Raw genomic sequence first — 26,426 nt, 5'->3', positions numbered from 1 at the left:
TGGCCCCGCCGGCAACGCCTGGATGAAGAGAGGAATTGGAATGAGAAGGGTTACTGCCTGCAGGCGAGCAACCAGGCGGCACTCGATCGGCGCCGCGCGCTGGGGCCGGCCGCCCGTCGGAGCGGCCGCGCCGAAGACGGCGGCTTATTGTTCGCCCGGTTCCATCTGCGACTGCAGGTAATTCTGCAGCCCGACCTTGTCGATCAGGTCCAGCTGCGTTTCCAGGTATTCGATATGTTCCTCGGTATCGGTGAGGATATCGACCAGAATTTCGCGGCTGACGTAATCGCCGACCGATTCGCAATAGGCGATGCCTTCCTTGACAGTGGTGTGCGCGGTCTGTTCCAGCTTCAGGTCGCACTTGAGCATCTCGGGCGTATCTTCGCCGAGCAGCAGCTTGTGCAGGTCCTGCAGGTTGGGCAGGCCGTCCAGCATCAGGATGCGGTCGATCAGGCGGTCGGCGTGCTTCATCTCGCCGATCGATTCCTTGTACTCCACGTCGCCGAGCTTCTTCAGGCCCCAGTGGCGATACATGCGGGCGTGCAGGAAATACTGGTTGATCGCGGTCAGCTCGTTCTTGAGCTGGGCGTTCAGATGCTGGATGACCTTCTTGTCACCTTTCATTGGCGGCTCCTGTTGCATCGGGCCCGCGCAGAAATACGAAACGGCGCCAATGGCGCCGTGCAGTCAAAAAAAGGAATGCGCAAAAACGCGCCGTGAACTGAACTTTCAGTTCATGGGCGCGTTCAGGCCACCAGCGCCTTGCGCTGGTCGTTCGCGACTGCCGGGTCCCGAGTGTCCATTATGGTACATGGGCCCGAAGCGGAACAGGAAGAAATCTCCACAACCTGGATGCTGGCGAGGGTCGCCACCGTAACATTGCGTACCGCGGCCACGCCTTCCTGCAACACCTGCTGCGCGCACTCGCGGCAGCGGCCGCAGCACGTGCCGACGCCTAGCGTTTCAGCCAGTTCGTCGAGGGTTTCGACGCCCAGGTGCGCGGCACCGTGAATCTCACGATCGGTGATCTGGTTGCAGATGCAGACGTACACAAGTCCCTCCGTTGGGGCGCGGGACACCGGCATGTCCCTGCGAATGAACGTCAGAATATCAGAGATCAATAATGATAACAATTCCCATTAAGCCACATCGAGCAAGGTCGGGAAGACGTCACTGGAGGTAAAAAGAAGGCGGCTGGCGCGGCACTTTCCTGCTTAGGGAAGTGCCGCGCCAGCCGCCTTTTTGCCTCGGAAAACCCTTACGCCGTCAGGGTCGTGCAATCTGCCGCAGGACCGCGGCCTGTTCCTCGGGGTCGTAGGCCTGCAGCAGCTGGTCGACCAGCGGTTCCAGCCGTTCGCAGTTGGCGTGCAGGATTTCCTGCTTGACCCGCAGCAGTTGCGCGGGGTGCATGGAGAATTCGCGCAGTCCCATGCCCAGCAGCAGCCGCGTCATCGACGGGTCGCCCGCCATCTCGCCGCACACCGCCACCGGCACGCCGGCGCGGTTGGCTTCGCGGATGGTGCGCGCCACCAGCTGCAGCACCGCCGGATGCAGCGGGTCGAACAGGTGCGCCACGGCGTTGTCGGCGCGGTCGATCGCCAGCGTGTACTGGATCAGGTCGTTGGTGCCGATGGACAGGAAATCCATCTTGCGCAGGAACAGCGGCAGCAGCAGAACCGCCGCCGGGATTTCGATCATGGCCCCGACCTTCATGCCGGGATCGTACGGTTCGCCGCGCTCGTCGAGCTGGCGCTTGGCCTTGGCGATCAGCGCCAGGGTCTGGTCGATCTCGCTGGCATGCGCCAGCATCGGCACCAGCAGCCGCACCGGGCCGAAAGCCGAGGCGCGCAGCAGCGCGCGCAGCTGGGTCAGGAACATGCCTGGCTCCGACAGCGACCAGCGGATCGCGCGCAGGCCCAGCGCCGGGTTCAGCGCGGTCTCGAAGTCATCGGCGCGGCCGTCGCCGCGGGCGTCGAGCGGCTTGTCGGCGCCGATATCGATGGTGCGGATGGTCACCGGCAGCCCGTGCATGGCATCGACCGCGCCGCGGTACGCCTGGAACTGCTCTTCCTCGCCCGGCAGCTCGTCGCGCCGGTTCATGAACAGGAACTCGGAGCGGAACAGGCCGACGCCGACCGCGCCGGCGGCCAGCGCGGCGCCGGCATCCTCGGCCATCTCGATATTGGCGAGCAGCTCGATCTCGATCCCGTCCAGCGTCACCGCCGGCGTATGCCGCAGGCGCTGCAGGCGCTTCTTCTCCAGCACGCGCTCGCTTTGCCGGTGGCGGTACTCCTCGAGGATGATGGCGGTGGGGTCGACGATCACCAGGCCGGCGTCGCCGTCGATGATGATCCAGTCATCCTGGCGGATCAGCTCGCTCGCGCTCTGCACGCCGACCGCCGCCGGGATGTCGAGGCTGCGCGCCACGATGGCGGTATGCGAGGTGCGCCCGCCCAGGTCGGTGACGAAGCCGTGGAACACGGTGTGGCGGAACTGCAGCATGTCGGCGGGCGCGATGTCGTGGGCCACCACGATCACGCCGGGCGCGGGCTCGCCGTCGGCGGCCAGCGCGGGCACCGGCGCCGGCACCAGCACCGGCGCGCCGGCCAGCGCCTTCAGGATGCGCTCCACCACCTGCTGGATGTCGGCCTTGCGCTCGCGCAGGTATTCGTCCTCGATCTCGTCGAACTGCCGCATCAGCTCTTCGAGGCGCGTGGTCAGGGCCCACTCGGCGTTGTAGCGCCGGCCCCGGATCAGCGCCTCGGGCTCGCGCGCCAGCGCCTCGTCGTCGAGGATCATCGCATGCACGTCGAGGAAGGCGCCCATCTCCTCGGGCGCATCGCGCGGCAGGTCGCGCTTGAGCGCGGCCAGTTCGGCGCGCACCGCGGCGCGCGCGGCGCGCAGCCGTTCCACCTCGGCGTCGAGCTGCTCTTCATCGACCAGGTAGTGCGACACGTCCAGCGCCGCGGGCGCAAGCAGGTGCGCGCGGCCGATGGCGACGCCGCGCGAGACCGGGATGCCGTGCAAGGCGAAAGGCATGTACCGCTCCGTCAGGAACGTTTATCAATTCGGGTCAAGGCCGCCGGCCTCACTCCCCTTCACCAAAGCGGTTGGCGATCAGTGCCAGCAGCGCGTCCATCGCCTCCTGCTCGTCGGGACCCTCGGTTTCGATGGTGATGGTCGAGCCGATCCCGGCGGCCAGCATCATCACGCCCATGATGCTCTTGGCATCGACCTGGCGTCCGTTGCGGGACATCTTGACCTGGCTGACGAAGTTGCCGGCGAGCTGGGTCAGCTTGGCGGACGCGCGTGCATGCAGTCCGAGTTTATTGATGATGGTGGTGTCCCTCTGCAGCATATTTGTCGGGATGATTGGCGGTTTGATTCTGGACGGTGGTGGTGCCGACCTGCAGCACGCCCTGCGAGCCGCCGGCCAGCGCCTTGGTGGCCAGCTGGTCGAGCTTCTCGGCCCGGTAGCAGATGGCACGGACCAGCATGGGAAGGTTGACGCCGGCCAGCACGCGCACGCGGCCAGGCTCGGCCAGGCGCGCGGCGATATTGGCGGGCGTGGCGCCGAAGATGTCGGTCAGGACCAGCGCGCCGTTGTCGTCGCAGATGGCATCCAGGCGGCGCCTGGCCTCGGCCAGCACGGCGGCGGGATCGGCATCGGGAAGGACGTCGATGGCTTCCAGCCGCTGGGGCTGGCCACAGTAGACGTGGGCGGCGCAATCGCGCAGGGCTGACGCCAGCGGGGTGTGCGCGATGATCAGGATGCCTGCCATGATGGTGAATCCGTTGGATTGCCCCGATTGTAGCAGGCGCCCCCCGGCGCTCCCGCTGCCCGCCCGGACCGCTGGCGCTAGCTGCCGGCAGCGTCGACGGCGTGCTCGAGCGCGTCGATGAACATCGCCGCGACATGGAAGCCGGTCTGCTGGGTGATCTCCTGGAAACAGGTCGGGCTCGTCACATTGACCTCGGTCAGGTAGTCGCCGATGACGTCCAGGCCGACCAGCAGCAGACCCTGCTCCCACAGTCCCGGCGCCAGCGCCTCGGCAATCTCGCGGTCGCGCCGGCTCAGCTCCTGGGCGCGGCCGGTGCCGCCCGCGGCGAGGTTGCCGCGCACTTCGCCGGCCATCGGCACGCGCGCCAGCGAATACGGCACCGGCACGCCGCCGATCAGTAGCACGCGCTTGTCGCCGTCCTTGATCGCAGGGATATAGCGCTGCACCATCAGCGAGCGGGCGCCGTCCTGGCCCAGCGTCTCGACGATCGCGGCGAGGTTCATGCCGTCGGCGCCGACCCGGAACACGCCCATGCCGCCCATGCCGTCGAGCGGCTTGACGATGATGTCGCGATGCTCGGCGTGGAAATCGCGGATACGTGCCAGGTCGCGCGTGACCAGCGTCGGCGTGATGAATTCCGGGTACTGCGCAATCGCCAGCTTCTCGGAATGGTCGCGGATCGCCCGCGGCTTGTTGAATACGCGCGCGCCCTGCGCCTCGGCCAACTCCAGCAGCCAGGTGCTGGTCACGTATTCCATGTCGAAGGGCGGGTCCTTGCGCATCAGCACCGCGTCGAAGGCCGACAGCGGCTCGAGCGCGCTGTTGCCTTCGCGGTACCAGGCGCCATCCTCGCCGGTGAGGTGCAGGCGCGTGGCCACGGTCTCGACCGTGCGCCCGGACAGCGCCAGCTGCGGCTGCAGGCACCAGTACAGCTCGTGGCCGCGCGTGGCGGCCTCGGCCATCATGGCGTAGGTGGAGTCCTTGTAGGTCTTGAAGGTCTCCAGCGGATCGGTGATGAAGAGGATGCGCATGGTGGCGTTCAGATGATCGGGTTGGGGTCGGTCTTCTCGAGCTCCAGCGATGCCGCCAGCAAGGCCAGCCGCGCCACCACGCCATACATGTAGAAGCGGTTCGGCACCGCCGCGCCAGGCTTGGCGTGGCTGTCCGGAATGCCGTTGGGCGCGAACGCCAGCGGCACGAAATGCATGCCCGGCGCGTTCAGGTTCTCGTCATTGCCGCGGCCGGTGTGCACGCGGTAGAAGCCGCCTACCACGTAGCGGTCGATCATGTAGACCACCGGCTCGGCCACCGCCTCGTTGACCTTCTCGAAGGTATGCACGCCCTCCTGGATGATGACGTCGCTGACCTCCAGGCCCTCCTTGACCACGCTCATCTTGTTGCGCTCTTTCCGGTTCAGGCCCTTGATCTCGGACGGGTCGCGCACGGTCATGATGCCCATGCCATAGGTGCCGGCATCGGCCTTGACCACCACGTACGGCGTTTCCTTGATGCCGTACTCGCGGTACTTCTTGGCGATCTTCTTCAGCACGCCTTCGACCGCGTCGGCCAGTTCCTCCTCGCCTACGCGCTCGTGGAAATTCACGCCGGTGGTACGGGCGAAGTACGGGTTCACCATCCACGGGTCGATGTCGATCAGCTTGGCGAACTTCTTCGCCACCTCGTCATAGGCGGAAAAGTGGCTGCTCTTGCGGCGCGTGGACCAGCCGGCGTGCAGCGGCGGCAGCAGGTACTGCTCGTTGATGTTTTCCAGGATCGGCGGAATGCCTGCCGACAGGTCGTTGTTGAGCAGGATCGAACAGGGGTCGAAGTCCTTCAGCCCCAGCCGGCGGCCCTTGGTGCCCAGGCGCGCCAGCGGCTCGACCACCAGGGTCTGGCCGTCGGGCAACTCGATCGGGGTCGGTTCGGTGATTTCCTCGGAAAGCGAGCCCAGGCGCACGTTCAGCCCGGCCTGGCGCATGATCAGCGACAGCCGCGCCACGTTCTGCAGGTAGAACATATTGCGGGTGTGGCGTTCCGGAATCAGCAACAGGTTCTTGGCATCCGGGCAGATCTTTTCGATCGCCGCCATCGCGGCCTGCACCGCCAGCGGCAGCATCTCGGGGGCCAGGTTGTTGAAGCCGCCGGGGAACAGGTTGGTATCGACCGGCGCCAGCTTGAAGCCGGCGTTGCGCAGGTCCACCGAGCAATAGAACGGGGGCGTATGCTCCTGCCATTCCAGCCTGAACCAGCGCTCGATGGACGGCGTCGCGTCCAGGATCTTCTTTTCCAGTTCGAGCAGCGGACCGTTCAGCGCGGTGATGAGATGCGGGACCATATCCATCCTATAGATCGTCTTAATCGTTCGCCCCGATTGTAGAGGAACGGCCAACCAGCCGCTGGCACACCCTTTATAAGGATATGCAGCGCCTGGCATAAGGGATAACCATATGGGGATGGGGGGCGCGAAATAAAGAGACCGCGCCGGCGGCCGTGTGCGGGCAAAAAAAAAGCGCGGCGATGCCGCGCTTTTAAATGGCCTGACAGATACGGGGAGCGTTCTGCAGGTGGAGGAAACTGCCTCAGTGGCAATGTATGTGCGCCGCACATTAAAGACAATTGAAGCTTTTTAAGATCGGAGTTAAGCACTTTGCGAAAAGCCCGCGCGGGGCGCACGGGATTGCCGGCTGGCCCGCGCTGGCATTGGCTGCGCGGACTTCGCTGGCCGCCGTGAATGCGCGTCGCGATGGCCTTGCCCGCGTCACCACGCGTGATGAGGGCAAGCTAATGTCTGCAACACCGCTCAACGCAACAAGGAAAAAAGCCCGGCACGCAGCCGGGCAAAACTCCTGAGAGCAGATTCCCAATCAGCTCTCCAGCACAACACCCTTGCGCTCAGCCTTCGTAGGCGGTCTCGCCGTGCGAGGTGATATCCAGGCCTTCGCGCTCTTCGTCTTCCGGCACACGCAGCCCGATCAGCATGTCCACCAGCTTGAAGGCGACGAAGGCCACCACGCCGGACCACACCACGGTGGTCAGCACGCCTTCGAACTGCACCCACAACTGGCCGGCGATCGAATAGTCGTCTGCCACCTTGTTGGCGACGTAGTCGTAGATGCCGGTGCCGCCCAGGCTGGGCGCGGCGAACACGCCGGTCAGCAGCGCGCCGAGGATGCCGCCCACGCCATGCACGCCGAACACGTCCAGCGAGTCGTCCATGCCCAGCATGCGCTTCAGTCCGGTCACGCCCCACAGGCACAGCAGGCCGGCCACCAGGCCCATCACGATCGAGCCCATCGGGCCGACGAAGCCCGCGGCCGGGGTGATCGCCACCAGGCCCGCAACCGCGCCCGAGGCGCCGCCCAGCATCGACGGCTTGCCCTTGCCGATCCACTCGCCGAAGGTCCACGACAGCACCGCGGCGCAGGTCGCCAGCAGCGTGTTGACGAAGGCCAGCGCGGCCGAGCCGTTGGCTTCCAGCGCCGAACCGGCGTTGAAGCCGAACCAGCCGAACCACAGCAGCGAGGCACCCACCATGGTGAAGGTCAGGCTGTGCGGACGGATCGCCTCGCGGCCGAAGCCGATGCGCTTGCCGAACATGAAGGCCCCCACCAGGCCGGCCACCGCGGCATTGATGTGGACCACGGTGCCGCCGGCAAAGTCCAGCGCGCCCTTCTGGAACAGCCAGCCGGCCTTGGCCGTTGCGGCGGTGCCGGCGGCGGCGTCGGTGTAGGCGTCAGGGCCCGGCCAGAACCACACCATGTGGGCGATCGGCAGGTAGGCGAAGGTGAACCACAGCACCACGAACACCAGCACCGCCGAGAAGCGCGCGCGCTCGGCGAAGGCGCCGATGATCAGGCCGCAGGTGATGCAGGCGAAGGCGCACTGGAAGGCAAAGTAGCCCAGTTCCGGCAGCACCACGCCCTTGCTGAAGGTGGCGGCCACGGCGTCGACCGTCAGCCCCTTCATGAACAGCCGGTCGGTGCCGCCGAAGAAGGCATTGCCCTCGGTGAAGGCGAAGCTGTAGCCGTAGATGGCCCACAGCAGCGCCACCAGCGAGAAGATCACCAGGCACTGCATCAGCACCGACAGCATGTTCTTGGAGCGCACCAGGCCGCCATAGAACAGCGCCAGGCCAGGCAGCGTCATCAGGATCACGAACGCGGTCGAAACCAGCAGCCAGGCGGTGTCACCCTTGTTGGGCACGGGCGCGGCCGGCGCAGCGGCGGCTTCCGCCGGTGCGGCCGCGGCGGGCGCTGCTGCAGGAGCCACAGCGGGCGCCGCAGCCGGGGCTGCCGCAGTCGCTGCCGCGGCCGGCGCGGAAGTGGCGGCGGCCGAAGCCTCGGCTGCCGGCTTGTCCTGCGCGGCGGCCGGGCTCGACATGCCGACGCCGGCGGTGCCGACGGCCAGCGCCATCGCGCCCGCCGCCAGGAATCGCTTGATCCAGGTTTTCATGGAATTCACCTTTGTCTCTATGCTGTCTTGGGTCACAGGGCATCGCCGCCGGTCTCGCCGGTGCGGATGCGGATGACCTGCTCGATCGGGGCCACGAAGATCTTGCCGTCGCCGATCTTGCCGGTGCGGGCCGATTTCTCGACCGCCTCGATGGCGCGCTCGACCACGTCGTCGGGCACCGCCACCTCGATCTTCACCTTGGGCAGGAAGTCGACGATGTATTCGGCGCCGCGGTACAGCTCGGTATGGCCCTTCTGGCGGCCGAAGCCTTTCACTTCGGTCACGGTGATGCCGGACACGCCCACGTCCGACAGCGCTTCGCGCACCTCGTCGAGCTTGAACGGCTTGATGACTGCAATGATGAGTTTCATCAGGATTCTCCTGGGAGCGGACCGGCATCAGCCCGCCCGGGCTGCGTCAGAGTTAGAAAGTCTTGGTGATCGAGGCCCACGCCGCGGCCTTGCCCAGGTAGCGGCCGCGGTTGGCGCTGGTGTAGGCCACTTCCTTGGCGTTGGTGTCGACATAGGCGACCGCCAGCGCAAAACCCTTGCCCAGGTCCTTGGTCAGGCCGATCTTCCAGTCGGTGTACGAGGCATCGCTGTTGTGCTTCACGCCCTGGTAGCCGACGTGCGCGTTCAGCGTCAGGTCCCAGAAGTTCAGCGGCACGTTGGCGCTCAGGTCGACGTAGTAGCTGTTCTTGCTGTCGGCCCAGCCAAACAGGTTGGTGACCGAGTGCGAATACTTCAGCATGACCGGGCCCCAGCCGACACCCGCGTACAGCTCGGTGGTGTACGGCCGCGGGTTGTTGTAGCCGCCCGGGTAGTAGTACTCGAGCACGCCCAGGTCATAGGCGAACTCGGTGCCGGCGACCTTGAAGGTGTTCTTGAAGCCGCCGTAGAAGTCCATCTCGACCGGCGCCGAGACCGCCGGGTTGGCGTCTTCCAGCCAGCTGATGCTGGAGTTCCAGTTGCCCAGGTAGAAGCCGCTTTCGTGCGCGTAGTCGAAACCACCCTGGATCGCCGGGCGCAGGTTGGTCTGGCTGATGCCGCGGTAGCGGTAATCCGTGACCAGCGACACGTTGGCCGTGAACGTATGCGGCGAGGCCGGCGCGGCAGCCGGGGCCGCGGCGTCGGTGCTCTGCGCCAGGGCGCCGCCGGCGGCACTGGCCAGGACCATCGCGCTGACTGCAAGGGCCAACTTCTTCATGGGATTTTTCTCCTTTTCCTGATGGCTCGGATTTCGTTTAGTTGGATTCCGGTAAAGCTTTGAGGCAGCTCGCCCTCACTACTGCAACTGCCGTGCCACCCCACGGAAAGCGGCGCTCGATGCGCGGCGACGCGCGTCGGCCAGCATCGCGGGCGGGCTTGAATCCGCCGCGCGGCGACGCCAGATCGGGTTAAAAGGTGTGAACAGCGCGGCGCCGGTGCTTTCGCCGGCGTGCCGCTGGGGCGATAATCGAGGTCTGACGGTGGCTGGGCATGGCCTGCGTGCACAGGAATCGCCCGCATTCAGGGCGCCCAATTCCTGTGCGAAAGCGCGCCATACGCCAGATGCCCACCCGGATTGGCACCAGTCAGGTGCGCAAAGGAGAAACCATGAAACCGACCGACCTCTTCAACGACCTGCAGAACAAGGTCAGCGAGGCGCTGCGCAATTCGCCGGCAAGGGATATCGAGAAAAACGTGCGCAGCATGATGACCCAGGGCTTTGCCCGGCTGGACCTGGTCACGCGCGAGGAATTCGACGTTCAGTCGCAGGTGCTGGCGCGCACCCGCGCCCGCCTGGAGGAACTGGAAAGCCGCGTGGCCGAGCTGGAGCGTCGCGCCGGCATCCCGCCCGGCGCCGGCTCGGTGGACTCGACTGGGGGCGCGTGAGCCCGCCGGTTCCGCCGCCATCCCGCCTGTATGAAGGCCGCCAGTGCTGGCGGCCTTTTTCGTTAACAGTTCCGTGCGGTTCGATGCCATGAGCCTTGCCGTCCTACGCAGCCGGGCCCTGACCGGCATCGCCGCGCCGCCGGTGCGGGTCGAGACCCACCTGGCCAACGGCCTGCCGGCCTTCACCATCGTCGGCCTGGCCGACACCGGCGTGCGCGAAAGCCGCGAGCGCGTGCGCGCCGCCATCCTCAACAGCGGCTACGAGTTTCCCAACCGCCGCATCACCGTCAACCTGGCGCCGGCCGACCTGCCCAAGGAGTCCGGCCGCTTCGACCTGGCCATTGCGCTGGGCATCCTGGCCGCCAGCGGCCAGATCCCGGCCGACGCGCTGGACACGCATGAATTTGCCGCCGAGCTGTCGCTGTCGGGCGAGCTGCGCCCGGTGCGCGGTGCGCTGGCCATGGCGATGGGGCTGGCGCGCGACAACGCCGCCCGCGCCGGCTCGGGCGAGGCCCCGCGTGCCTTCCTGGTCGCCGCCGGCAACGGCGCCGAAGCCGCGCTGATCGAAGACCTGGCGGTGCACGCCGCCGCCACGCTGCGCCAGGCTTGCGACCACCTCGGCCCCGTGACCGAGGCGCGATTGCCCCGCGCCATGCCGCCCCTGCTGCCCGTCGCCACCGGGCGCGGCCCCGACATGTGCGAAGTCCGCGGCCAGGCGCAGGCGCGCCGGGCCATGGAGGTGGCGGCCGCCGGCCAGCATTCGGTGCTGCTGGTGGGCCCGCCCGGCACCGGCAAGTCGATGCTGGCCCAGCGCCTGCCCGGCCTGCTGCCGCCGATGTCGCTGCAGCAGGCGCTGGAAGCCGCCGCCGTGATGAGCCTGACTCCGGGCGGCTTCCGCGCCGAGGCCTGGGGCGTGCGCCCGTGCCGCGCGCCGCACCACACCGCGTCCGGCCCGGCCATGGTGGGCGGTGGCGGCAATCCGCGCCCGGGCGAGATCTCGCTCGCGCACCACGGCGTGCTGTTCCTGGACGAGCTGCCCGAGTTCGACCGCCGCGTGCTCGAAGTCCTGCGCGAGCCGCTGGAATCGGGCCGCATCACCATCGCCCGCGCCAACGGCCACGCCGACTTCCCCGCCTGCTTCCAGTTCGTGGCGGCGATGAACCCCTGCCCGTGCGGCTACCTCGGCCACCCCGACCGGCCGTGCCGCTGCACGCCCGACCAGGTGCGCCGCTACCAGTCGCGCATCTCCGGCCCGATGCTGGACCGCATCGACCTGCAGGTCGAGGTGCCCGCGCAGGACCAGGGCGAAATGCTCGACGGCCCACCCGGCGAGCCCAGCGCCGCGGTGCGCGCGCGCGTCCTGGCCGCGCGCGAGCGGCAGCTGGCCCGGCAGGGCAAGCCCAACAATGAACTGGGCGGACGCGAGATCGAGCAGCACTGCGCCATGGACCCCCAGGCGCAAGCCTTGCTGCGCGGCGCGATGACACGGCTGGCGTGGTCGGCGCGCTCGTACTTCCGCGTGCTGAAGGTGGCGCGCACCATTGCCGACCTGGCCGGCGCCGACCTGCTGAATGCGGCGCACGTGGGCGAAGCAATCCAGTACCGGCGCGCGCTGCGCATGGCTGGCTAGGGCGAATCGTCGGCAGCGGGGGCATGGTCGTCAGAACTTGTGGCGAATGCCCGTGACGAACACCAGCTGCCCGCCGTTGCTGGAGGGTGCGAACAGGTAGATGTCCGCCCTGGCCGACCGCGCGCGCTGGTAGACGCCATAGACATAGACGTCCGTGCGCCGCGAGAGCGCATAGTCGAGGCTGAGCTGTCCCATATGCCATCTGGGCCGGGCATCCGTGCCGGTGTAGTGGCCGTCGGTGAAGACATAGGCTGCGCCCAGTTCCAGCGCCGGCGTCAGGCGGTAGCCGAAGTTGACGTCGTAGTTGTTCAGCCGCATGGCGGTGCCGTCCTGGTATCGGTACCGAGCCGTCGTGACCATCGCATTGACGCGGGCCGCACCAACGCTGTAACCCGCCGCGACGCCGCCCACGCGTTGCCGCGTCACGCCGGCCGCCGGTGTCAGCGGGCTGCTGTGGAACAGCACGAAGGGCGCGCCGGCATAGTCGTCGGTCACCGCGCCGGCGGCGTTGTTGCTGGCGAGCAGGCCCGGGTGGTCCAGCTGCATGTAGGCCGCGGCCAGCTTCAGCGGGCCGCTCGCGTAGCTGGTGCCGAGGCTGAATGAACGGTTGTTGGCCGACTGGCCGGTATCGGACAAGGCATAGGTCGCTTGCGCGCGCAGACCGCCCCACGACGGCGAGATGTACTTGACCGCGTTGTTGTGGCGGAAGCTGCCGAACACATTGTCGTTGTCCCCCACATGCGTCGCCAGCCCGCCCGCCGCTACCGGCGCCGACATCGCGCCGAGCGTGTCGAACACGGCATCGTACTGGCGCCCGAACGTGACCGTGCCGTAGCGGTCATGGCTGAGGCCGACATAAGCCTGGCGGCCGAACAGCCTGCCCCCCTGCTGCGACTTGCCGTCGTCAAGGCCAAAGCCGCTTTCCAGCACGAAGATGCCTTTGGCTCCGCCGCCAAGGTCCTCGGTGCCGCGCAGCCCCCAGCGGTTGTTCTGCATGGTCCCGGGCACCATCCTGGTGGCGGCGTGGCCGGCTTCGTTGTTGACGTAGGCCACGCCGACCGACAACAAGCCGTACAGCGTGACCCCTTCCTGCGCGTACGCCGAACCCGCCAGGCCCAGCGCGCCGGCGCACAGCCGCGCCAGCTTTCGTTTTCCACTGCTTGTCATGCCATGTCTCCTGTAGTTTTTATGCGCACGGACCCCCCCACTGCTTGCCGCTTCCGGCAACGCAGGCATGAGCGCGCCCCGTGCCCGGCGCGCGGGCACTTCCCCTTTTTCCCTTTCCCTGATATGCCGGGCGCCGTGGCAGCGGCGCCCGGCGCGTGGCTAGCAGCCGATGCGGTGCGGCATGCCCGCGGCGATCACATGAACAGCTGGACCGAAGGCAACGCCGCGTCGCAGTTCAGCAGGTTGACCCGCTTCTGGCGGATCTTCAGCCGGCCGTCCTGCTGCGACAGCGTGTGCTCGGCCGTGCAGGCGTAGACCTGCTGCGTCTCCCCGGCGGTCTCCACATAGATGTAGCGGGTACGCGTCAGGTAGGTGTTTTCGTGGTGCGCCATGGCGACGATCTCGGGACACTGCAGCACATGCAGGCAGCGCGGCTCCGGCTGCAGCGAAAAGGCGCGCGGGTTGCGCATGCGCTCGATGCGCAGCTGCAGCAGCAGCCGGTCTTCATACATCAGCGAGGCGTGGTCGATGCCGTCCTGCTGGCCGGGCACCAGCGGAATCCAGTAGTGCCCGTCATCGGCGAACAGCGCCAGCCATTGGTCGAAGCGCTTCTCGTCGATCAGCCTGGCTTCCTCATAGACCAGCGCGACCAGGTCGTCCCGGCCCGGCGGCATGACTTGCTGGGTTGCATTCATGTTGCGTCTCCCGTGTTGAAATCCGGCGCCATGTAGCGGCTCCATGCGCGGAACTGGTTGCGCATCGAGATCTCGCTGGTGCCATTGGCAGTGATGTCGTGCTGGGCGAGTTCGTTCGCGTCGAAGTTGCGGTGCAGGCTGACCCACTCATTGCCATCGGCGCGCAGGCCCTGCTGCATCGCCCGATAGGCGTGCAGGTCGTCATGGCCGACCACCGACATCGGCGAGTTGATCAGTCGCGTGTACATCAGCGTGCGCCGCAGCAGCGTGTCCGGCGCCCCCTTGGGCCGGAACGTCCACGACTCGACCACGGTCTGGTCCGCCGCCAGCGGGCGCACCACGCGGATCGCCTGGATCGCGCCCTTGAGGGTCAGGCTGGGGTAGAGCACGGTGTTGTGCCGCACCGTGGCCAGGATCTGCGCCGCGCGCTCGGCGCCATAGGCCTGCGCCATGCGCGCCTCGTACTCGGGCAGCCCCACATAGCCGGCATGCAGCGACACCGCGCCGACGCCGGTATAGCTGTGGCCGTTGGCCAGCACCCTGACCCCCATCTCGTCCGAGAAGGCATAGCCGGAGGTGAACGGCACCAGCTGCTCGATCGCCATCGGCTTGGGCGCGTCCTCGGGCTGGTCCGCCCACAGCTCCTTGGCCGTGCCCGCCGATGACTCGTGCGCCACCATCGGATGCATGGTGTCGTTCAGGTTCTCGACGAACATCTTCCAGTTGCAGTCGTGGCGATAGCGCAGCACGCCGCCGGCGATTTCCAGCTCGCCGTCGGGAGAGCGCTCGACCATGTTGTCGATCGAGGATAACGTCGCGCCAAAATAATCGCGGAAGCCGGGCCCTGCGTCGGACAGCCGCACGAAGACAAAGCCGCGGTAGTTCTCGACGTGGCGCAGCGCGCCCATGCCCTGGCCGGCGGGACAGGCCTCCAGCCCGGTGCCCGCATAGCCTTGCCGCAGCGGGATCGACAACAGCGCGCCGTCGGTCTTGTAGGTCCATGCGTGGTAAGGGCAGCGGAAGAAGCGTCCGGTGTTTCCGCTCGGTTGCGACACCAGCCTGGCGCCCTTGTGCGCGCAGCGGTTGCGCAGCACCTTCACGGTGCCATCGGGCTGCCGCACCATCACCACCGGCTGCCCCGCGATATCTGCCGTGATGTAGTCGCCGGCCGCCGGCACCTGGCTGTCGTGCCCCACGTACACCCACGCCCGCGCCCACAGCCGCTCCATCTCCAGCGCGAACACTTCCTGGTCCAGGTACACGTCGCGGTGCACCTGCCGGTCTTGCACCAGGCTGCGCAAGGCCTCGGCATTGTCCCGGTATCTGCTCATTGGTCTTTCCTCCCGTTTATGCATCGAGCACCAGCCGTCCGCTGCTGGCGCGCGACACGCAGATCTGCATGACGTCGCCAGCGCAGCGCTGCGCCTCGGACAGGCAGTAGTCGCGGTGGTCGATGTCGCCGGCCAGCACCGGCACCTGGCACACGCCGCACTCGCCGCGCTTGCAGTCGTAGAGCGGATCGAGCCCGGCCGCGAGCATCGCGTCGAGAATCGTCTGCCCGGCCGGCACCGCCAGCACCCGCCCGGACTGGCGCAGTTCGACCTCGAAGGCGCGGTCCGCAGCGCCGGGCGCCGGTGCGGAAAACCGTTCGAAATGGAGATCGTCGCGCGACCAGCCGCGCGCCGAAGCCAGCGCCAGCACCGCGTCGATCATGCCGGCGGGACCGCAGGCATAGATCGGCTGGGTCGGCGCCAGGCCGGCCAGCAGCGCGGTTAGATCAAGCGCCGGCATCGGTTCCTGGTCGGCATATAGCGACAGGTTGCCCCCCGCCAGCGCCAACAGTTCATCGACCAGTGCCAGCTGGTCCGGATGGCGCGCGCTGTAGTGGACGCGGTAGCGGCGCCCGGCGGCCGTCAGCGCGGCGGCCATCGATACGATCGGCGTCACGCCGATGCCGCCGGCGATCAGTACCGCGTCCTCGGCGCGCTCATCGAGCGCGAACGCGTTGATCGGTGCGCTGGTTACCAGCCGGCTGCCGGCCTGCAACTGCGTGTGCATCCACAGCGAACCACCCTCCCCGCCATCGTCGCGGCGCACCGCGATGCGATAGACGGACGGTGCGGCCGTGGCCCCGGCACGCCCGTCGCCGTTGACCAGCGAGTAATGGCGCCAGGCCGCCGTGCCGCCGGGAGCTACCTGCACGCGCAGGTGCGCGCCCGCGGCAAAGCCCGGCAAGGCCTTGCCGGCGGGGTCGCGCAAGCGGAACTCGGTGATCGCGTCGGTCAATGCGATCACGTCTTCGACCACCAGTTCCAGGGTCTTGTGGTCGGGGCTCATGCGTGGCCTCCGGTTTGCGCCAGGGCATCCCCCGCGTGCATCAGCGCGGCCCACGCGCGGAACTGGTTGCGCATCAGCAGCTCGCTGGTGCCGCTTACATCCTGTATCGGCTGCAGGCGCTCGTCGTCGCGATACTCGCGGTGCAGGCTGACCCACGGGTTGCCCTGCGCGGCCAGCGAGGCCTGGATCCCCTCGAAGATATGCACGTCGTCATGCGCCACCACCGACATCGGCGAGAAGGTCAGGCGGTTGTACGTCAGCGTTTGCCGCAGCAGCTCCGGCGGCGCGCCCTTGGGCGCCAGCCCCCAGATCTCCACCAGCGTGCGGTCCACCGCCAGCGGCCGGATCACGCGCAAGGTTTGCGGCGAGCCCTTGAACGCCAGCGACGGGAACAGCACCACGTTCTGCGGCGCAAAGCCCAGCACGTGCTGCGCCCGCTGGTCGCCGTGGACCTGCGCCAGCGCCTGCCGATAGGCATCGGGCACGGCGTAGGCGGAATGAATGCTGGCTTGGGTGCCGAGCACGCTGTGGCCATGCGGGAATACGCGCGCGCCGGTGCTGGCGAAGAAGGCGTAGCCCGAGCCGAATGGCAGCAGCTGGTCCAGCGCCATCGAGGCCGGCGCATCGGCGGGCCGGGCGCCGTGGATGGCGCTGGCGGTAGCCGACACCGATTCGTGCGTCGACACCGGATGTACGGAGTCATTGATGTTCTCCAGGTACATCTTCCAGTTGCAGCGCACCACGCTGCGCAGGCAGCCGCCGGCGATCTGCAGCGCACCCTCCGGCGAGCGGTCGGCGAGGTCGTCCAGCGCGGGCAGCACGGCGCCGAAGTAGTCGTCGAACTCAGGTCCGTGTTCGGACAGGCAGGCAAAGACAAAGCCGCGGTACACCGCGACCCGCGGCGTCACCAGCCCCGCGCCCGACTCGCAGGCGTGCAGGCGCGTGTGCTCGTAGCCTTGCTTCAGCGGCACGGCAAGCGGCGTGCCGTCGGTGCGGTAGGACCAGGCATGGTAGGGGCAGCGGAAGAACTTGCCGGTATTGCCCCGGACCTGGCACACCAGCCGCGCGCCCTTGTGGGCGCAGCGGTTCATCAGCACGCGCACGCTGCCGTCGACATGGCGCACCATGATCAGCGGCTGGCCGGCGATATCCGTGGTGTAGTAATCGCCCGCATCGGGCACCTGGCTTTCGTGGCCAACGTAGTTCCAGCTGCGCAGGAACAGGCGCTCGCGTTCGAGCTGGAACAGCGCCTCGCTCAGGCAGACGTCGCGATGCACGCGGTCTTCCTCCACCAGCGCGGCAATCGCGCCGGCGTCGTTGCGGTAGTCGGTCATGGTGAGACTCCTTGCGCGGCCGGCCGGGCCACGAAGCGGCATGTGTCATGCCCGCCCATGGCGGCGCATGCGGTTTCCTCGACTTGCACCGGGCAGGCCAGCACGGTCTCGGCGATGGTGCGGAACATGCCGGCAATCGGCGCGCAGACGGGCTGCGCGGCAGGGCCGTAGCCGGCGGCGAACGGGCTGTTGGCAACGGCGAGCACCAGCCCGTTGCCGCGCCGTGCCAGCTCCCAGCAGCCCCATCCGAGCGCCGGCGAGGTGCGGCGGATCAGGTCGAGCAGCGCCTCGCCGGCGTCCGGCCCCAGGCCGGCAACGTAGGCCAGGATGCTGCGCCGCCCGTGCACGGCCGCGGACTCGGCGAATGCAGCCAGCACGCACGCGCGGGTCGCGTCATCGAGCAGGCGCAGCGTTCCCATCAGCACGTCGGGGCGCATCAGCAGGTAGCGGCGGTCCTGGTCGCGCACCTCGCCGCGCTGCGCGTCGAACTGCAGGCGCTGCGCCAGCGGCGTTTCCAGGCGGGCGGCAACGGTGGTCATGGCAGGCTCCATCGGCTCAGGCCCGGTCCACGCCACGCGAGCCACGCGCGCTGCGCGCCTCGCGCGGCAGCGTTTCCGGCGTGAACAGCAGCGCGATCACGGTGACCAGCCCCAGCAGGATCAGGTAGATCGCCACCGGCGTGCCGGAGTGGTATTTGGCCAGCAGCGCGGTCGCGATCATCGGCGCGATGCCGCCGCCGATCACCGAGGACAACTCGCGCCCGATGCCCATGCCCGAATAGCGCACCTCGGTCCTGAACAGCTCCGCCATATAGCTCGGCTGCACGCCCACCATCGCGGCCAGCACCACCGAGTCGGCCAGCACATAGGCCAGCAGCACCAGCGACGGTTCGCGGGTATCGATCAGCCAGAAGAACGGGAACGCCACCAGCATCAGCCCGATGGCGCCGGCCATATAGACCGTGCGCCGGCCGAGCCGGTCCGACAGGTGCCCGTAGCACAGCGCCGTGACCGTGACGAGCATCATCGAGATGGTCAGCCCCTCGAGCATCACGTGGTTGGGGATGCCGCGATAGGCGCCGTACGCCAGCGAGAAGGCGAAGAAGATATAGGACGCGCCGCCTTCGGCCATGCGCAGCCCCACCACCATCAGGATCTGCTTCGGCTGCTGGCGCAGCACTTCCACCACCGGCATGCGCACGTCGTGTCCGCTGCGCCTGGCCGCGACGAACTCCGCGCTCTCCGGAATCCGGCTGCGGATGTAGTAGCCCGCCACCACCAGCACCATGCTGGCCAGGAAGGGCACGCGCCAGCCCCACGCCATGAAGTCGTCGGCAGGCAGCTTCTGCACCGCCCAGAACGCCGCCGCCGACAGCACGAAGCCGATGGTTGCGCCGCTGGGGCTCCATGCCGACAGGAAGCCACGCCGCGCCGGTGGCGCGTTCTCGCTGATGATCAGGATGCTGCCGCTCCATTCGCCGCCTGCCGCCAGGCCCTGCAGGAAGCGCAGCGACACCAGCAGCACCGGCGCCCAGATGCCGATCTGCTGGTAAGTGGGCAACAGGCCCATCGCGGTGGTGGCCACGCCCATCACCACCAGCGTCAGCACCAGCACCAGCTTGCGCCCGTAGCGGTCGCCCAGGTGGCCGCAGATCACGCCGCCCAGCGGGCGCGCGACAAAGCCCACGGCAAAGCCGCCGAATGCCGCCAGCGTGCCGACCAGCGGATCGGTGCCGAGCGGAAAGAACAGCTTGCCGAAGATCAGCGCCGCGGCCGTTCCATAAAGAAAAAAGTCATACCACTCGAGCGCCTGCCCGACGATCGACGTGATGATGGTCCTGCGCAGCGTGGCCTGCTGCGTACCGGCCGCCGCGGGCATGCCGGTGGTGATGCTTGCCTCTTCCATGCTCATGCTGTCTCCCCCTTGTCCTTTCTCGAATTTGGTCAGGTGTTGCCGGTGGTGGTCGCGTGGTCTTGCGGCATGGCGGCGCCCCGCCAGGTGCGCGCGCTGCCGTCGGTGCCGGGTGACGGAATTCCCATCGGGAATGGCCAGTCGGAGCCGAACAACAGGTGCGATGCGCCAAACACCTCCGCGGCCAGCCGCAATCCGGCCGGGTGGTGGGCAATGCAATCGGCGTAGAACCGCCTTGCCGCCTGCAATGGCGGTTCGATCCCGGCGGGCACCCCGGGCCGGCCGGTGTCGAAGCCGCGCTGCAGCCGCCCGCATGCCGCGGGGAACAGGCCGCCGGCATGCGCCAGGCAAAAACGGATGCGCGGGTACTGCCGCGGTACATCGGCCAGCACCAGTTGGGTGGCCGCCAGCGCGGTTTCGTAGGGGTTGCCGAGTAGGTTGTCCAGGTAGGCGCGCGCCAGCCGGCCATCGCCGCAGCGGCCCGGGTGCAGGAAAACGAAGGCGCCGCGCCGGTCCAGCAGCTCCCATAGCGGCCGATGCGCGGGATCGCCGTAGTCGAGCGCCGGGTTGCCGCCGGCCGCCAGCGCAAAACCCGCGCACGGTGCCCCGTCATAGCTGCCGGCAAGTGCATGCGCGATTGCGGCATGCTCCATCGGCAGGTGCAGCAGCGCGCCGAGCCGTTCGCGATGGCGCGAGGCCATCACCATCAGTCCGTCGTTCAGGTAGCGCGCCCACTCACGCGCCGCCGGCGCGTCCAGCTGCTGGCGGTACAGCGGCGGCGGCACCGACACCAGCGCACGCTGCACGCCCTGCGCTGCCATCCAGGCCAGCAGGCGCCCGGGGTGGTACAGGTCTGGCTGCCTGAGCGGCTGGCCGTCGATCACCAGCACGCCATCGGGGTCGCGCCACGAGACGCCGTCGAGCCGCCGCAGTGCCGCGGTGTCCACCGGCACCAGGTGCGCATGCACGTCCAGCGCGATCGCGGACGCGGTGCCGGCCTCGGATTGGATCGGTTCCATGGCTTAGCGCGGCTCGAGGTTGGCATTCATCTCGCCGCCCCAGAATTCCGGCGACCATTCCGGCCCCCAGATATAGGGCAGCACCGACCAGTCGCGGCTGACCCAGCGCTCGCTGATCTTGTCCATGTCGGCGTAGTACTCGACCCAGCTGCCCCAGGGATCGCGCACATACTGGAACAGGTTCGACGCCAGCGCATGGCGCCCCGGGCCGAAGCTGTCCCGGTAGCCGGCCTCGCGCATGCGCCACGCGCCCAGGCCGATATCGTCGATGCCGCCGACCTGGAAGCTGGCATGCTGGAAGCCGCGGTGCGTGCTGTGGACCAGGCCGAAACAGTGATGGTCGATCACCCCATCGCCGGCGGCGAGGAAGCTGACCTTGCCGACGGCGCGGTCGGCCACGCGCAGGCCCAGCACGTCGCACAGGAAGCGCTCGGCCTCGGCCAGCTGCGGCGTGAAGATCAGCACGTGGCCAAGCTTGCGCGGCGGTCGCGGCGCATCCAGCGCCTGCCAGGCGGCAACGTCGACGCGCGCGGCCCAGCCGGCATCGCCCGGGCCGCCTTCGCGGCGGCGCGTCGAGGCCGGAAGCTGCGGGCACAGGTGGATCCATGTGCCCCACGGGTCCTGGAACCACAAGCCGTCGCGGCCGCCGCCCGGCGGCGGCTGGTTCCGCACCGCGAGGCCGGCGCGGCCCAGCCGGTCGGCAAAGGCGTCGCGTTGCAGCGGGTCGAAGTAGAACGACAGGTGATGCAGGCGCTTGGCGCTGCCAGGCACCAGCACCAGCTCGTCGTTGCTGCGGCCTGGCGAGCGCAGCCGCAGCGCGCCCGACGGTTCGTCCGGCCCGCGCTGCGCCGCGACTTCGAGGCCGAAGGTTTCATAGAAGGTCCTGGCGGCGGCCAGGTCGGGCACTTCCAGGCCGAAGCCGTTCAGGCCCAGCACTTTGGGTCCGGCGATCATTGGGGGCTCCCTTGCGGCGCGGGCGCGCCGACGATGGCTGCATACAGGTCTTCGGCGCACCGCGGTGCGATCGGCACGATCGCGGCAACGTGGTCGTCGGGACGGACCAGCACCAGCGTGCCGTCGGGCACGCCCAGGCGTTCGCGCAACTGGTTGCCGACGTCGAGCAGCGCGCGCTCGCGCAGCCCGGAATCGAGCGGCGCATCCCAGCGCGACACCACGAAATGCCGCAGCGCCGGCGAGGTGTTGTGCGGAATCTCGGGCTGGCGGCGCACGTCGGCGAAGTACAGCGCCAGGAAGTTGCCGTCGACCAGGTCATGGAGCCGCAGCGGCCGTCCCGCCGGGCCGTGCAGCAGGAAATCCGGAATGCGCTCGCCCACGCGCAGCGGTGGCGGCTCGGCTTCGGCGCGGATCATCGACCAGTCGCCGCTGCCGTCGATGTCCAGGCGCACGCCCAGCAGCGTGCGGGTGCAGGCATTGCCCCAGTCCTGCAGCGCCGTGGGCGCATTGGCGCCGCCTTGCATGGCCATGTGGTGGCGCGCGGCCTCGGCCATCTCGCCGGCGCCTTCGGTCGCCACCGGGCGCTGCTCGCGCTCGTAGCCGTCGAGCAGGCTGCTGTCGGCCCAGCCGCGCAGCACCCACGCCAGCCGCCACGGCAGGCTGATGGCATCGAGCACGCCGGTATTCAGCCCGAGCGCCCACATCGGCGTGATCAGGTGCGCGGCATCGCCCATCAGGAATACGCGCTCGCGCCGCCACTGGCGCGCGATGCGGTGATGCACGCGGTAGGTCACGCGGCCGAGCAGCTCCACCTTGTCGACCTTGCCGATAAAGCGCAGCACCTTGGCGCGCAGCTCGTCGTCGCCGGGCTCGTCGGCATCCTTGGCCAGCGGATACAGGAAGCGCCAGCAATGCGGCTGCCGCACCAGGATCATCCACTCCTGCGCATCCGAGAAATACGCCAGGTACGGATAGTCGCGCGGGTTGGCCACGTCGAGGTCGAGCTTCAGGTCGACCAGCATGTAGCGCACGTCGAGCGACATGCCGTCGACCGTCACGCCGCATTGCGCGCGCACGGTGCTGCGGCCGCCGTCGCACGCCAGCAGGTAGCTGCCCTCGACGCTGCGCGGACCTGCCGGCGTATCCAGTTGGACCACCACGCCGTCCGGGCCGGAACTGAACGACTCGAGCCGGTGCTGCATATGCAGGCGGCCCTGCGGCACGCGCTCCACCGCCGCGCGCAGGATTGGCTCGAGGTGGTGCTGCGGCAGGTTGACCACGAACGGATAGCGGGTTTCGTCGCGCAGCACCGCGGTGCGCACCGACTGGCGCGCCAGGTTGGCTTCGCGCTCGATCTCGCCGATCTCTTCGACGCGCAGCGCGCGCGCCAGCACGTCGTCGGCCACGCCATAGCGGCGGAACGCTTCCAGCGTGCGCGTCAGCAGCGTGCCGGCCTTGGTGTCCAGCGACAGGCTGCCGTCCTCCTCGAAAATCTGGAACGGAATGCCGTAGTACGCCAGGCCGAGCGCGGTGGTCAGTCCGATCGGCCCCGCGCCCACGATCAATACGGGCTTCATGCCGGGGCTCATGGGGTGTCCTTGGTGGCGGCAGCGGGCGCGCTGGCGGGATAGGCATGGTCGCGGCTCAGCAGCGACGCGGTCATGGTGGCGGCATCCGACAGCAGGAACATCAGCGGGCCCACCACGTCTTCGGCCCGGCCCACGCCCAGGGTGTTGGCCCAGTGCGCGTCGTCGCTGCCGGCGTTGGCGTTGCGGTACTGCGCCGTGTCGATCACGCCCGGCGCAATCAGGTTCACGCGCACGCGGTGCTGCGCCACCTCCTTGGCGGCGCTCCTGACGAAGGCCCCCAGCGCGGCCTTGCTCGAGGCATAGGCCGCGGCCTGCGGCCAGCCGCTGTGGGCCAGTCCCGACGAGAACGCCACCACGCTGCCGCGCCGGCGTCGGATCATGCCGGGGACCACTGCCTGGTAGCACCACACCACGCCGTCCAGGTTGATCGCCAGTGCGTTCTGCCACGCCTGCGGCTCGGTCGCGTGAACCTCCCGGCGCGGCTGCACCGCGGCGCCGCACACCAGCCCGTCGATGCGCCCGTGCTCGGCCTCGATCGACTGCATGGCCTGCATCACCGCGTCGCGGTCGCTGACATCGAGCCGGCAGAAGCGCAGCCGCGGCTCGCGGGCCAGCAACTGGGCGGCGGCGCGCTCGTCGACATCGCACACCACCACGGTGGCGCCGGCCTGCGCGCAGCGGCGTGCCAGCTCGGCGCCGATGCCGTTGGCGCCGCCGGTGATCACGATCACATCGCCGGCCGCGTCAAAGATTGCCTGCATGGGCGCCTCCCGTGTCGTTGCCGGCCATCGCGGGGACGCTCGACTGGTGGTACAGGTCGGTGTCGACCAGCCGGTTCACCAGCTGGCCCAGCCCGGTGCCGCGCACGGTGACGGTGTCGCCAGCGCGCAGGAACACCTGCGGCTCGCGCGCATTGCCGACGCCCGCCGGGGTGCCGGTGATGACCAGGTCGCCGGCCTGCAGGGTCATGCCAAAGGACAGCTCGGCAATCAGCTCCGGGATCGGGAAGGCCATCTGCGCCACCGACGCGTCCTGCATCAGCTCGCCATTGACCAGGCACTGCAGCCGCACCGACTCGGGGTCGAGCTCGTCGGCGGTGACCAGGAACGGGCCCAGCGGCATGGTGCCGTCGATGCTCTTGCCCTTGAGCCACTGGCCGCCATGGCGCCGCTGCAGGTCGCGCTGCGAGACGTCGTTGGCCAGGCAATAGCCCCACACATGCCGCATCGCGCTGTCGGCGCGGATGCTGCGCCCGTCGGTGCCGATCACCAGCGCCAGCTCGGCCTCGTAGTCCCATTTGGCGGAGATGCGCGCATCGAAGGCGATATCGTCGCGCGGCCCGATCACGGTGTCGGGGCTCTTGGTGAAGAACGTCGGCGCCTGCGGCCGCGGCACGTCCTGGCCCTCGCGCTTGCCCTTGCCTTCGTCGAAGTGGTCCCAGTAGTTCCAGCCGACGCAAAGCACGTCGCGCCGCAACCGCTGCAGCGGCGGCAGCAGCCGCAGGCGGTCTAGCGCCAGGCGCGGCAGCTTGCCGCCACGCTGCGCCGCGGCCACCGCCTGCAGCGCGGCGCCGCCGCCCGCGATCACGTCGCGCAGGTCGCCCAGCGCCAGCGGCAGCAGCGCGACTTCCTCGCTTTCGACCACGCCGATGCGGGGCTGGCCGTCGCAGGTAAAACTTGCGAATCGCATGATTGAGTTCCGGTACGGATAAGGGTGGCGCTTCAGGCGTCCGGCACGACGGCGACGGCGCTGATCTCGATCAGGTAGTCCGGCGATACCAGCTTGCTGACTTCGACCATGGTCGAAGCCGGCAGCGGCGCGCGGAAGTATTCGCGCCGGACCTTGTGGATGCGGTCGAAGTTCTCGATGTTGCGCACATAGACGTCGACGCGGCAGATATCGTCGAGCGTGCCGCCGGCGGCCTCGACCGCCGCCTTCAGGTTTTCGCAAACCTGCCGCGTCTGCGCTTCGACATCGCCGATGCCGGCGATGCTGCCGTCGGGCCGCCGCGCGGTCATGCCGGAGATGAACACCAGCCGGCCGCGGGCCTCGATCGCGGTCGCTTGCGAGAAGTGGCCGTTGGGCTGGCGCAGGGCCTCGGAATGGATCTGGGTCTTCATGGTTGTGAGTCGGTAAGGTTGGCAATGGATGACGGAACCGGCGCCGCAAGTGCGCGCGCCACGCTGACGATTTCGGCCAGCACTACGCGTTCGATGCTGCAGCGGTTGCCGTGCCGGCAGCGCGTGACCCAGCCCAGTTCGCCGGGGCTATAGACGCGCTCGGCCCCTGGCGCGCGGTCTGAGCCGCGTACCGCGGCGGCGGCGGCGCTGGCGTTGCGCGCGAACGCGGCCGGGTCGCGGAAATGCGCCACGTCGAGTGCAAGGAAGAAATGCGCGCAGTTGTACGGGATGGCGCTGTCGCCATAGAGCGGGCGCACCGCCGCACCGGTGCCGCCGCCGGACAAGCCGCCGCACAGCAGGTCGACCATGAAGGCCAGGCCGAAGCCTTTCGCGCCCGCGGCCGGCAGCAGCATGCCGCTCAGCGCGGCCACGGCGTCGGTGGTGGGATTGCCCTGCGCATCGGTGGCCCAGCCCGGCGGCAGCTCGAGCCCCCGGGTCGCGGCCAACCGGATCTTGCCCATCGCGCTCGCGCTCATGGCCATGTCGAGTTCGATCGGAATCGGGTCGGAGCCGGGCAGCGCGATCGCCAGCGGGTTATTGCCGACCACGCTCTGCGCGCCGCCCGGTGCGGGCATCAGCGGGCGCGTGTTCGACATCACGATGCCGACGCAGCCCTCGCTGGCGAGCGCGCGCGCATACAGTCCTGCCGCGCCGAAGTGGAAGGCGTTGCGCACCGCCACGGCACCGAGGCCGTGGGCGCGCGCCCGGTCCCGCGCCAACTCCACGGCCTGGAACGCCGACAGCTGCCCCAGCATATTGGCCGCGTCGAGCACCACGCAGCCACCCTGGTCACTGACCACGGTGGCGCGCGCGGCCGGCGTGACCGAGCCGCTGCGCAGCCGCTGCGCATACATGGGCACCAGCATCACGCCGTGCGACGGAATGCCTTCGAGGTCGGCGTCGACCAGCGCATCGGCCACGCGCACGGCGTCCGCGTCGGCCACGCCAAGTCGCGCGAAGATGGCGCTCACGGCCGCGCTCAGCGCGCCCGCGTCGACTTCACAGTGGGTGAGCTGGCCGGGCGCGTCGGCGCCGGGAGTCTTAGTGGGCATCGCGTTCATCCGTGTACCAGCTCGGTTTCTGGGGATAGTGCGGACCGTCGTAGATCTCGACCACGATGGTGTCCTCATGCGCCAGCGTGGGGCCATGGACGTTGCCCTTCGGATTCCAGTAGAAGCATCCGGGCGTCAGCACCACCTGCGTGGCGGTGTATTCGTAGCGGCCCTGCAGGCAGAACATGAACTGGTTCGATGCATGCGAATGGGGCGCGGGGATCGACACCCCCTTATCGAAGCGGATCAGCGCAATCGAAGCGCCGGTCGCCTCGTCGCGCCACAGCATCTTTTCGTAGAGGCCGGGCAGGGACTTGGGGCGCCAGGGCATGTCGGCGCTTTGCAGCAGCACCTCCTCGAGCGGTGGAATGCCCGGCAGCGCCGGTTGAGGACAGGACGGGTTCATCGTGTTATCTCCGATCGTTCTGGTTTTATTGCGTGGCAGGCGCC

27 protein-coding genes are annotated in these 26,426 nt (G+C 68.6%); 2 read left to right on the top strand and 25 right to left on the bottom strand.

Annotated elements, in window-relative coordinates:
• Nucleotides 1-144: 144 nt before the first annotated feature.
• The 10 genes from bfr to MKD50_RS10910 all read right to left on the bottom strand — a co-directional run bounded on the left by bfr (nucleotide 145) and on the right by MKD50_RS10910 (nucleotide 9,440).
• Nucleotides 145-624 carry a bacterioferritin gene (gene bfr / locus MKD50_RS10955; RefSeq protein WP_012351604.1) on the bottom strand — a complete coding sequence of 160 codons (480 nt, stop codon included), beginning with the start codon at nucleotides 622-624 and terminating at the stop codon, nucleotides 145-147.
• Between the two features lie 122 nt (nucleotides 625-746).
• A complete protein-coding gene (locus MKD50_RS10950) occupies nucleotides 747-1,052 on the bottom strand; it encodes a (2Fe-2S)-binding protein (RefSeq protein WP_026164535.1) in 306 nt (101 codons plus the stop codon).
• Nucleotides 1,053-1,266: 214 nt separating this feature from the next.
• Entirely contained in the window at nucleotides 1,267-3,039 is a 1,773-nt protein-coding gene (gene ptsP / locus MKD50_RS10945) for a phosphoenolpyruvate--protein phosphotransferase (protein WP_018008657.1), read from the bottom strand.
• A 49-nt stretch (nucleotides 3,040-3,088) separates the two neighbouring features.
• Nucleotides 3,089-3,358 carry an HPr family phosphocarrier protein gene (locus MKD50_RS10940; RefSeq protein ID WP_115679265.1) on the bottom strand — a complete coding sequence of 90 codons (270 nt, stop codon included), beginning with the start codon at nucleotides 3,356-3,358 and terminating at the stop codon, nucleotides 3,089-3,091.
• Nucleotides 3,327-3,782, bottom strand: coding sequence for a PTS sugar transporter subunit IIA (locus MKD50_RS10935; protein ID WP_115705675.1), 456 nt, complete (start codon nucleotides 3,780-3,782; stop codon nucleotides 3,327-3,329). Before MKD50_RS10935 ends, MKD50_RS10940 begins: the two co-directional genes overlap by 32 nt.
• 77 nt (nucleotides 3,783-3,859) lie before the next feature.
• The gene (gene gshB / locus MKD50_RS10930; protein ID WP_240073609.1) at nucleotides 3,860-4,813 is read right to left on the bottom strand and encodes a glutathione synthase; all 954 of its coding nucleotides are present in this window, start codon (nucleotides 4,811-4,813) and stop codon (nucleotides 3,860-3,862) included.
• A gap of 8 nt (nucleotides 4,814-4,821) precedes the next feature.
• The gene (gshA, locus tag MKD50_RS10925; RefSeq protein WP_062802025.1) at nucleotides 4,822-6,117 is read right to left on the bottom strand and encodes a glutamate--cysteine ligase; all 1,296 of its coding nucleotides are present in this window, start codon (nucleotides 6,115-6,117) and stop codon (nucleotides 4,822-4,824) included.
• 557 nt (nucleotides 6,118-6,674) lie between these two features.
• Nucleotides 6,675-8,234: an ammonium transporter gene (locus MKD50_RS10920; protein ID WP_240073607.1), complete on the bottom strand. Its 1,560-nt coding sequence runs from the start codon at nucleotides 8,232-8,234 to the stop codon at nucleotides 6,675-6,677.
• 32 nt (nucleotides 8,235-8,266) lie between these two features.
• Nucleotides 8,267-8,605 carry a P-II family nitrogen regulator gene (locus MKD50_RS10915; RefSeq protein WP_010814843.1) on the bottom strand — a complete coding sequence of 113 codons (339 nt, stop codon included), beginning with the start codon at nucleotides 8,603-8,605 and terminating at the stop codon, nucleotides 8,267-8,269.
• A 52-nt stretch (nucleotides 8,606-8,657) separates the two neighbouring features.
• The gene (locus tag MKD50_RS10910; RefSeq protein ID WP_115705669.1) at nucleotides 8,658-9,440 is read right to left on the bottom strand and encodes a TorF family putative porin; all 783 of its coding nucleotides are present in this window, start codon (nucleotides 9,438-9,440) and stop codon (nucleotides 8,658-8,660) included.
• A gap of 389 nt (nucleotides 9,441-9,829) precedes the next feature.
• Here MKD50_RS10910 and MKD50_RS10905 point away from each other — a divergent pair, with 389 nt between their 5' ends.
• Nucleotides 9,830-10,108 carry an accessory factor UbiK family protein gene (locus MKD50_RS10905; protein ID WP_012351595.1) on the top strand — a complete coding sequence of 93 codons (279 nt, stop codon included), beginning with the start codon at nucleotides 9,830-9,832 and terminating at the stop codon, nucleotides 10,106-10,108.
• Between the two features lie 88 nt (nucleotides 10,109-10,196).
• Nucleotides 10,197-11,738, top strand: a complete 1,542-nt coding sequence (locus MKD50_RS10900) for a YifB family Mg chelatase-like AAA ATPase (protein WP_240073606.1) — start codon at nucleotides 10,197-10,199, stop codon at nucleotides 11,736-11,738.
• Between the two features lie 30 nt (nucleotides 11,739-11,768).
• Here the strand turns inward: MKD50_RS10900 and MKD50_RS10895 are convergent, their stop codons facing one another.
• The 15 genes from MKD50_RS10895 to MKD50_RS10825 all read right to left on the bottom strand — a co-directional run bounded on the left by MKD50_RS10895 (nucleotide 11,769) and on the right by MKD50_RS10825 (nucleotide 26,382).
• Nucleotides 11,769-12,905, bottom strand: coding sequence for a porin (locus tag MKD50_RS10895; protein ID WP_252667141.1), 1,137 nt, complete (start codon nucleotides 12,903-12,905; stop codon nucleotides 11,769-11,771).
• Between the two features lie 194 nt (nucleotides 12,906-13,099).
• Entirely contained in the window at nucleotides 13,100-13,600 is a 501-nt protein-coding gene (locus MKD50_RS10890) for an aromatic-ring-hydroxylating dioxygenase subunit beta (protein WP_252667140.1), read from the bottom strand.
• The gene (locus tag MKD50_RS10885; protein ID WP_252667139.1) at nucleotides 13,597-14,931 is read right to left on the bottom strand and encodes an aromatic ring-hydroxylating dioxygenase subunit alpha; all 1,335 of its coding nucleotides are present in this window, start codon (nucleotides 14,929-14,931) and stop codon (nucleotides 13,597-13,599) included. The genes MKD50_RS10890 and MKD50_RS10885 overlap by 4 nt, the downstream gene beginning before the upstream one ends.
• 16 nt (nucleotides 14,932-14,947) lie before the next feature.
• On the bottom strand, nucleotides 14,948-15,937 hold the full coding sequence (locus tag MKD50_RS10880; protein ID WP_252667138.1) for a PDR/VanB family oxidoreductase: 990 nt from the start codon (nucleotides 15,935-15,937) through the stop codon (nucleotides 14,948-14,950).
• Nucleotides 15,934-17,271: an aromatic ring-hydroxylating oxygenase subunit alpha gene (locus MKD50_RS10875; protein WP_252667137.1), complete on the bottom strand. Its 1,338-nt coding sequence runs from the start codon at nucleotides 17,269-17,271 to the stop codon at nucleotides 15,934-15,936. Before MKD50_RS10875 ends, MKD50_RS10880 begins: the two co-directional genes overlap by 4 nt.
• Entirely contained in the window at nucleotides 17,268-17,810 is a 543-nt protein-coding gene (locus MKD50_RS10870) for a V4R domain-containing protein (protein ID WP_172582599.1), read from the bottom strand. Before MKD50_RS10870 ends, MKD50_RS10875 begins: the two co-directional genes overlap by 4 nt.
• 16 nt (nucleotides 17,811-17,826) lie before the next feature.
• Nucleotides 17,827-19,182: an MFS transporter gene (locus MKD50_RS10865; RefSeq protein ID WP_115705657.1), complete on the bottom strand. Its 1,356-nt coding sequence runs from the start codon at nucleotides 19,180-19,182 to the stop codon at nucleotides 17,827-17,829.
• Between the two features lie 32 nt (nucleotides 19,183-19,214).
• Nucleotides 19,215-20,201, bottom strand: a complete 987-nt coding sequence (locus MKD50_RS10860; RefSeq protein WP_252667136.1) for an amidohydrolase family protein — start codon at nucleotides 20,199-20,201, stop codon at nucleotides 19,215-19,217.
• A gap of 3 nt (nucleotides 20,202-20,204) precedes the next feature.
• Nucleotides 20,205-21,155 (bottom strand): VOC family protein, encoded by a 951-nt coding sequence (locus MKD50_RS10855; protein ID WP_252667135.1) that lies wholly within the window; start codon nucleotides 21,153-21,155, stop codon nucleotides 20,205-20,207.
• Nucleotides 21,152-22,732 carry an FAD-dependent monooxygenase gene (locus MKD50_RS10850; RefSeq protein ID WP_252667134.1) on the bottom strand — a complete coding sequence of 527 codons (1,581 nt, stop codon included), beginning with the start codon at nucleotides 22,730-22,732 and terminating at the stop codon, nucleotides 21,152-21,154. Before MKD50_RS10850 ends, MKD50_RS10855 begins: the two co-directional genes overlap by 4 nt.
• Before the next feature lie 8 nt (nucleotides 22,733-22,740).
• Complete coding sequence (locus MKD50_RS10845; protein ID WP_252667133.1) at nucleotides 22,741-23,505, bottom strand: SDR family NAD(P)-dependent oxidoreductase; 765 nt, start codon at nucleotides 23,503-23,505, stop codon at nucleotides 22,741-22,743.
• Nucleotides 23,489-24,433 carry a fumarylacetoacetate hydrolase family protein gene (locus MKD50_RS10840; protein ID WP_252667132.1) on the bottom strand — a complete coding sequence of 315 codons (945 nt, stop codon included), beginning with the start codon at nucleotides 24,431-24,433 and terminating at the stop codon, nucleotides 23,489-23,491. The genes MKD50_RS10845 and MKD50_RS10840 overlap by 17 nt, the downstream gene beginning before the upstream one ends.
• Nucleotides 24,434-24,465: 32 nt before the next feature.
• The gene (locus MKD50_RS10835; protein ID WP_115705646.1) at nucleotides 24,466-24,864 is read right to left on the bottom strand and encodes a RidA family protein; all 399 of its coding nucleotides are present in this window, start codon (nucleotides 24,862-24,864) and stop codon (nucleotides 24,466-24,468) included.
• Nucleotides 24,861-25,976: an Ldh family oxidoreductase gene (locus tag MKD50_RS10830; RefSeq protein WP_252667131.1), complete on the bottom strand. Its 1,116-nt coding sequence runs from the start codon at nucleotides 25,974-25,976 to the stop codon at nucleotides 24,861-24,863. The genes MKD50_RS10835 and MKD50_RS10830 overlap by 4 nt, the downstream gene beginning before the upstream one ends.
• Nucleotides 25,966-26,382 (bottom strand): cupin domain-containing protein, encoded by a 417-nt coding sequence (locus tag MKD50_RS10825; protein WP_115705642.1) that lies wholly within the window; start codon nucleotides 26,380-26,382, stop codon nucleotides 25,966-25,968. Before MKD50_RS10825 ends, MKD50_RS10830 begins: the two co-directional genes overlap by 11 nt.
• Between the last annotated feature and the right edge of the window lie 44 nt (nucleotides 26,383-26,426).

It is taken from the genome of Cupriavidus mimosae (assembly GCF_023952485.1).
Classification (GTDB): Bacteria; Pseudomonadota; Gammaproteobacteria; order Burkholderiales; family Burkholderiaceae; genus Cupriavidus; species Cupriavidus taiwanensis_C.
Note: the sequence above shows the minus strand (reverse complement) of the source record. Positions and strands in the feature narration are given on the sequence as shown.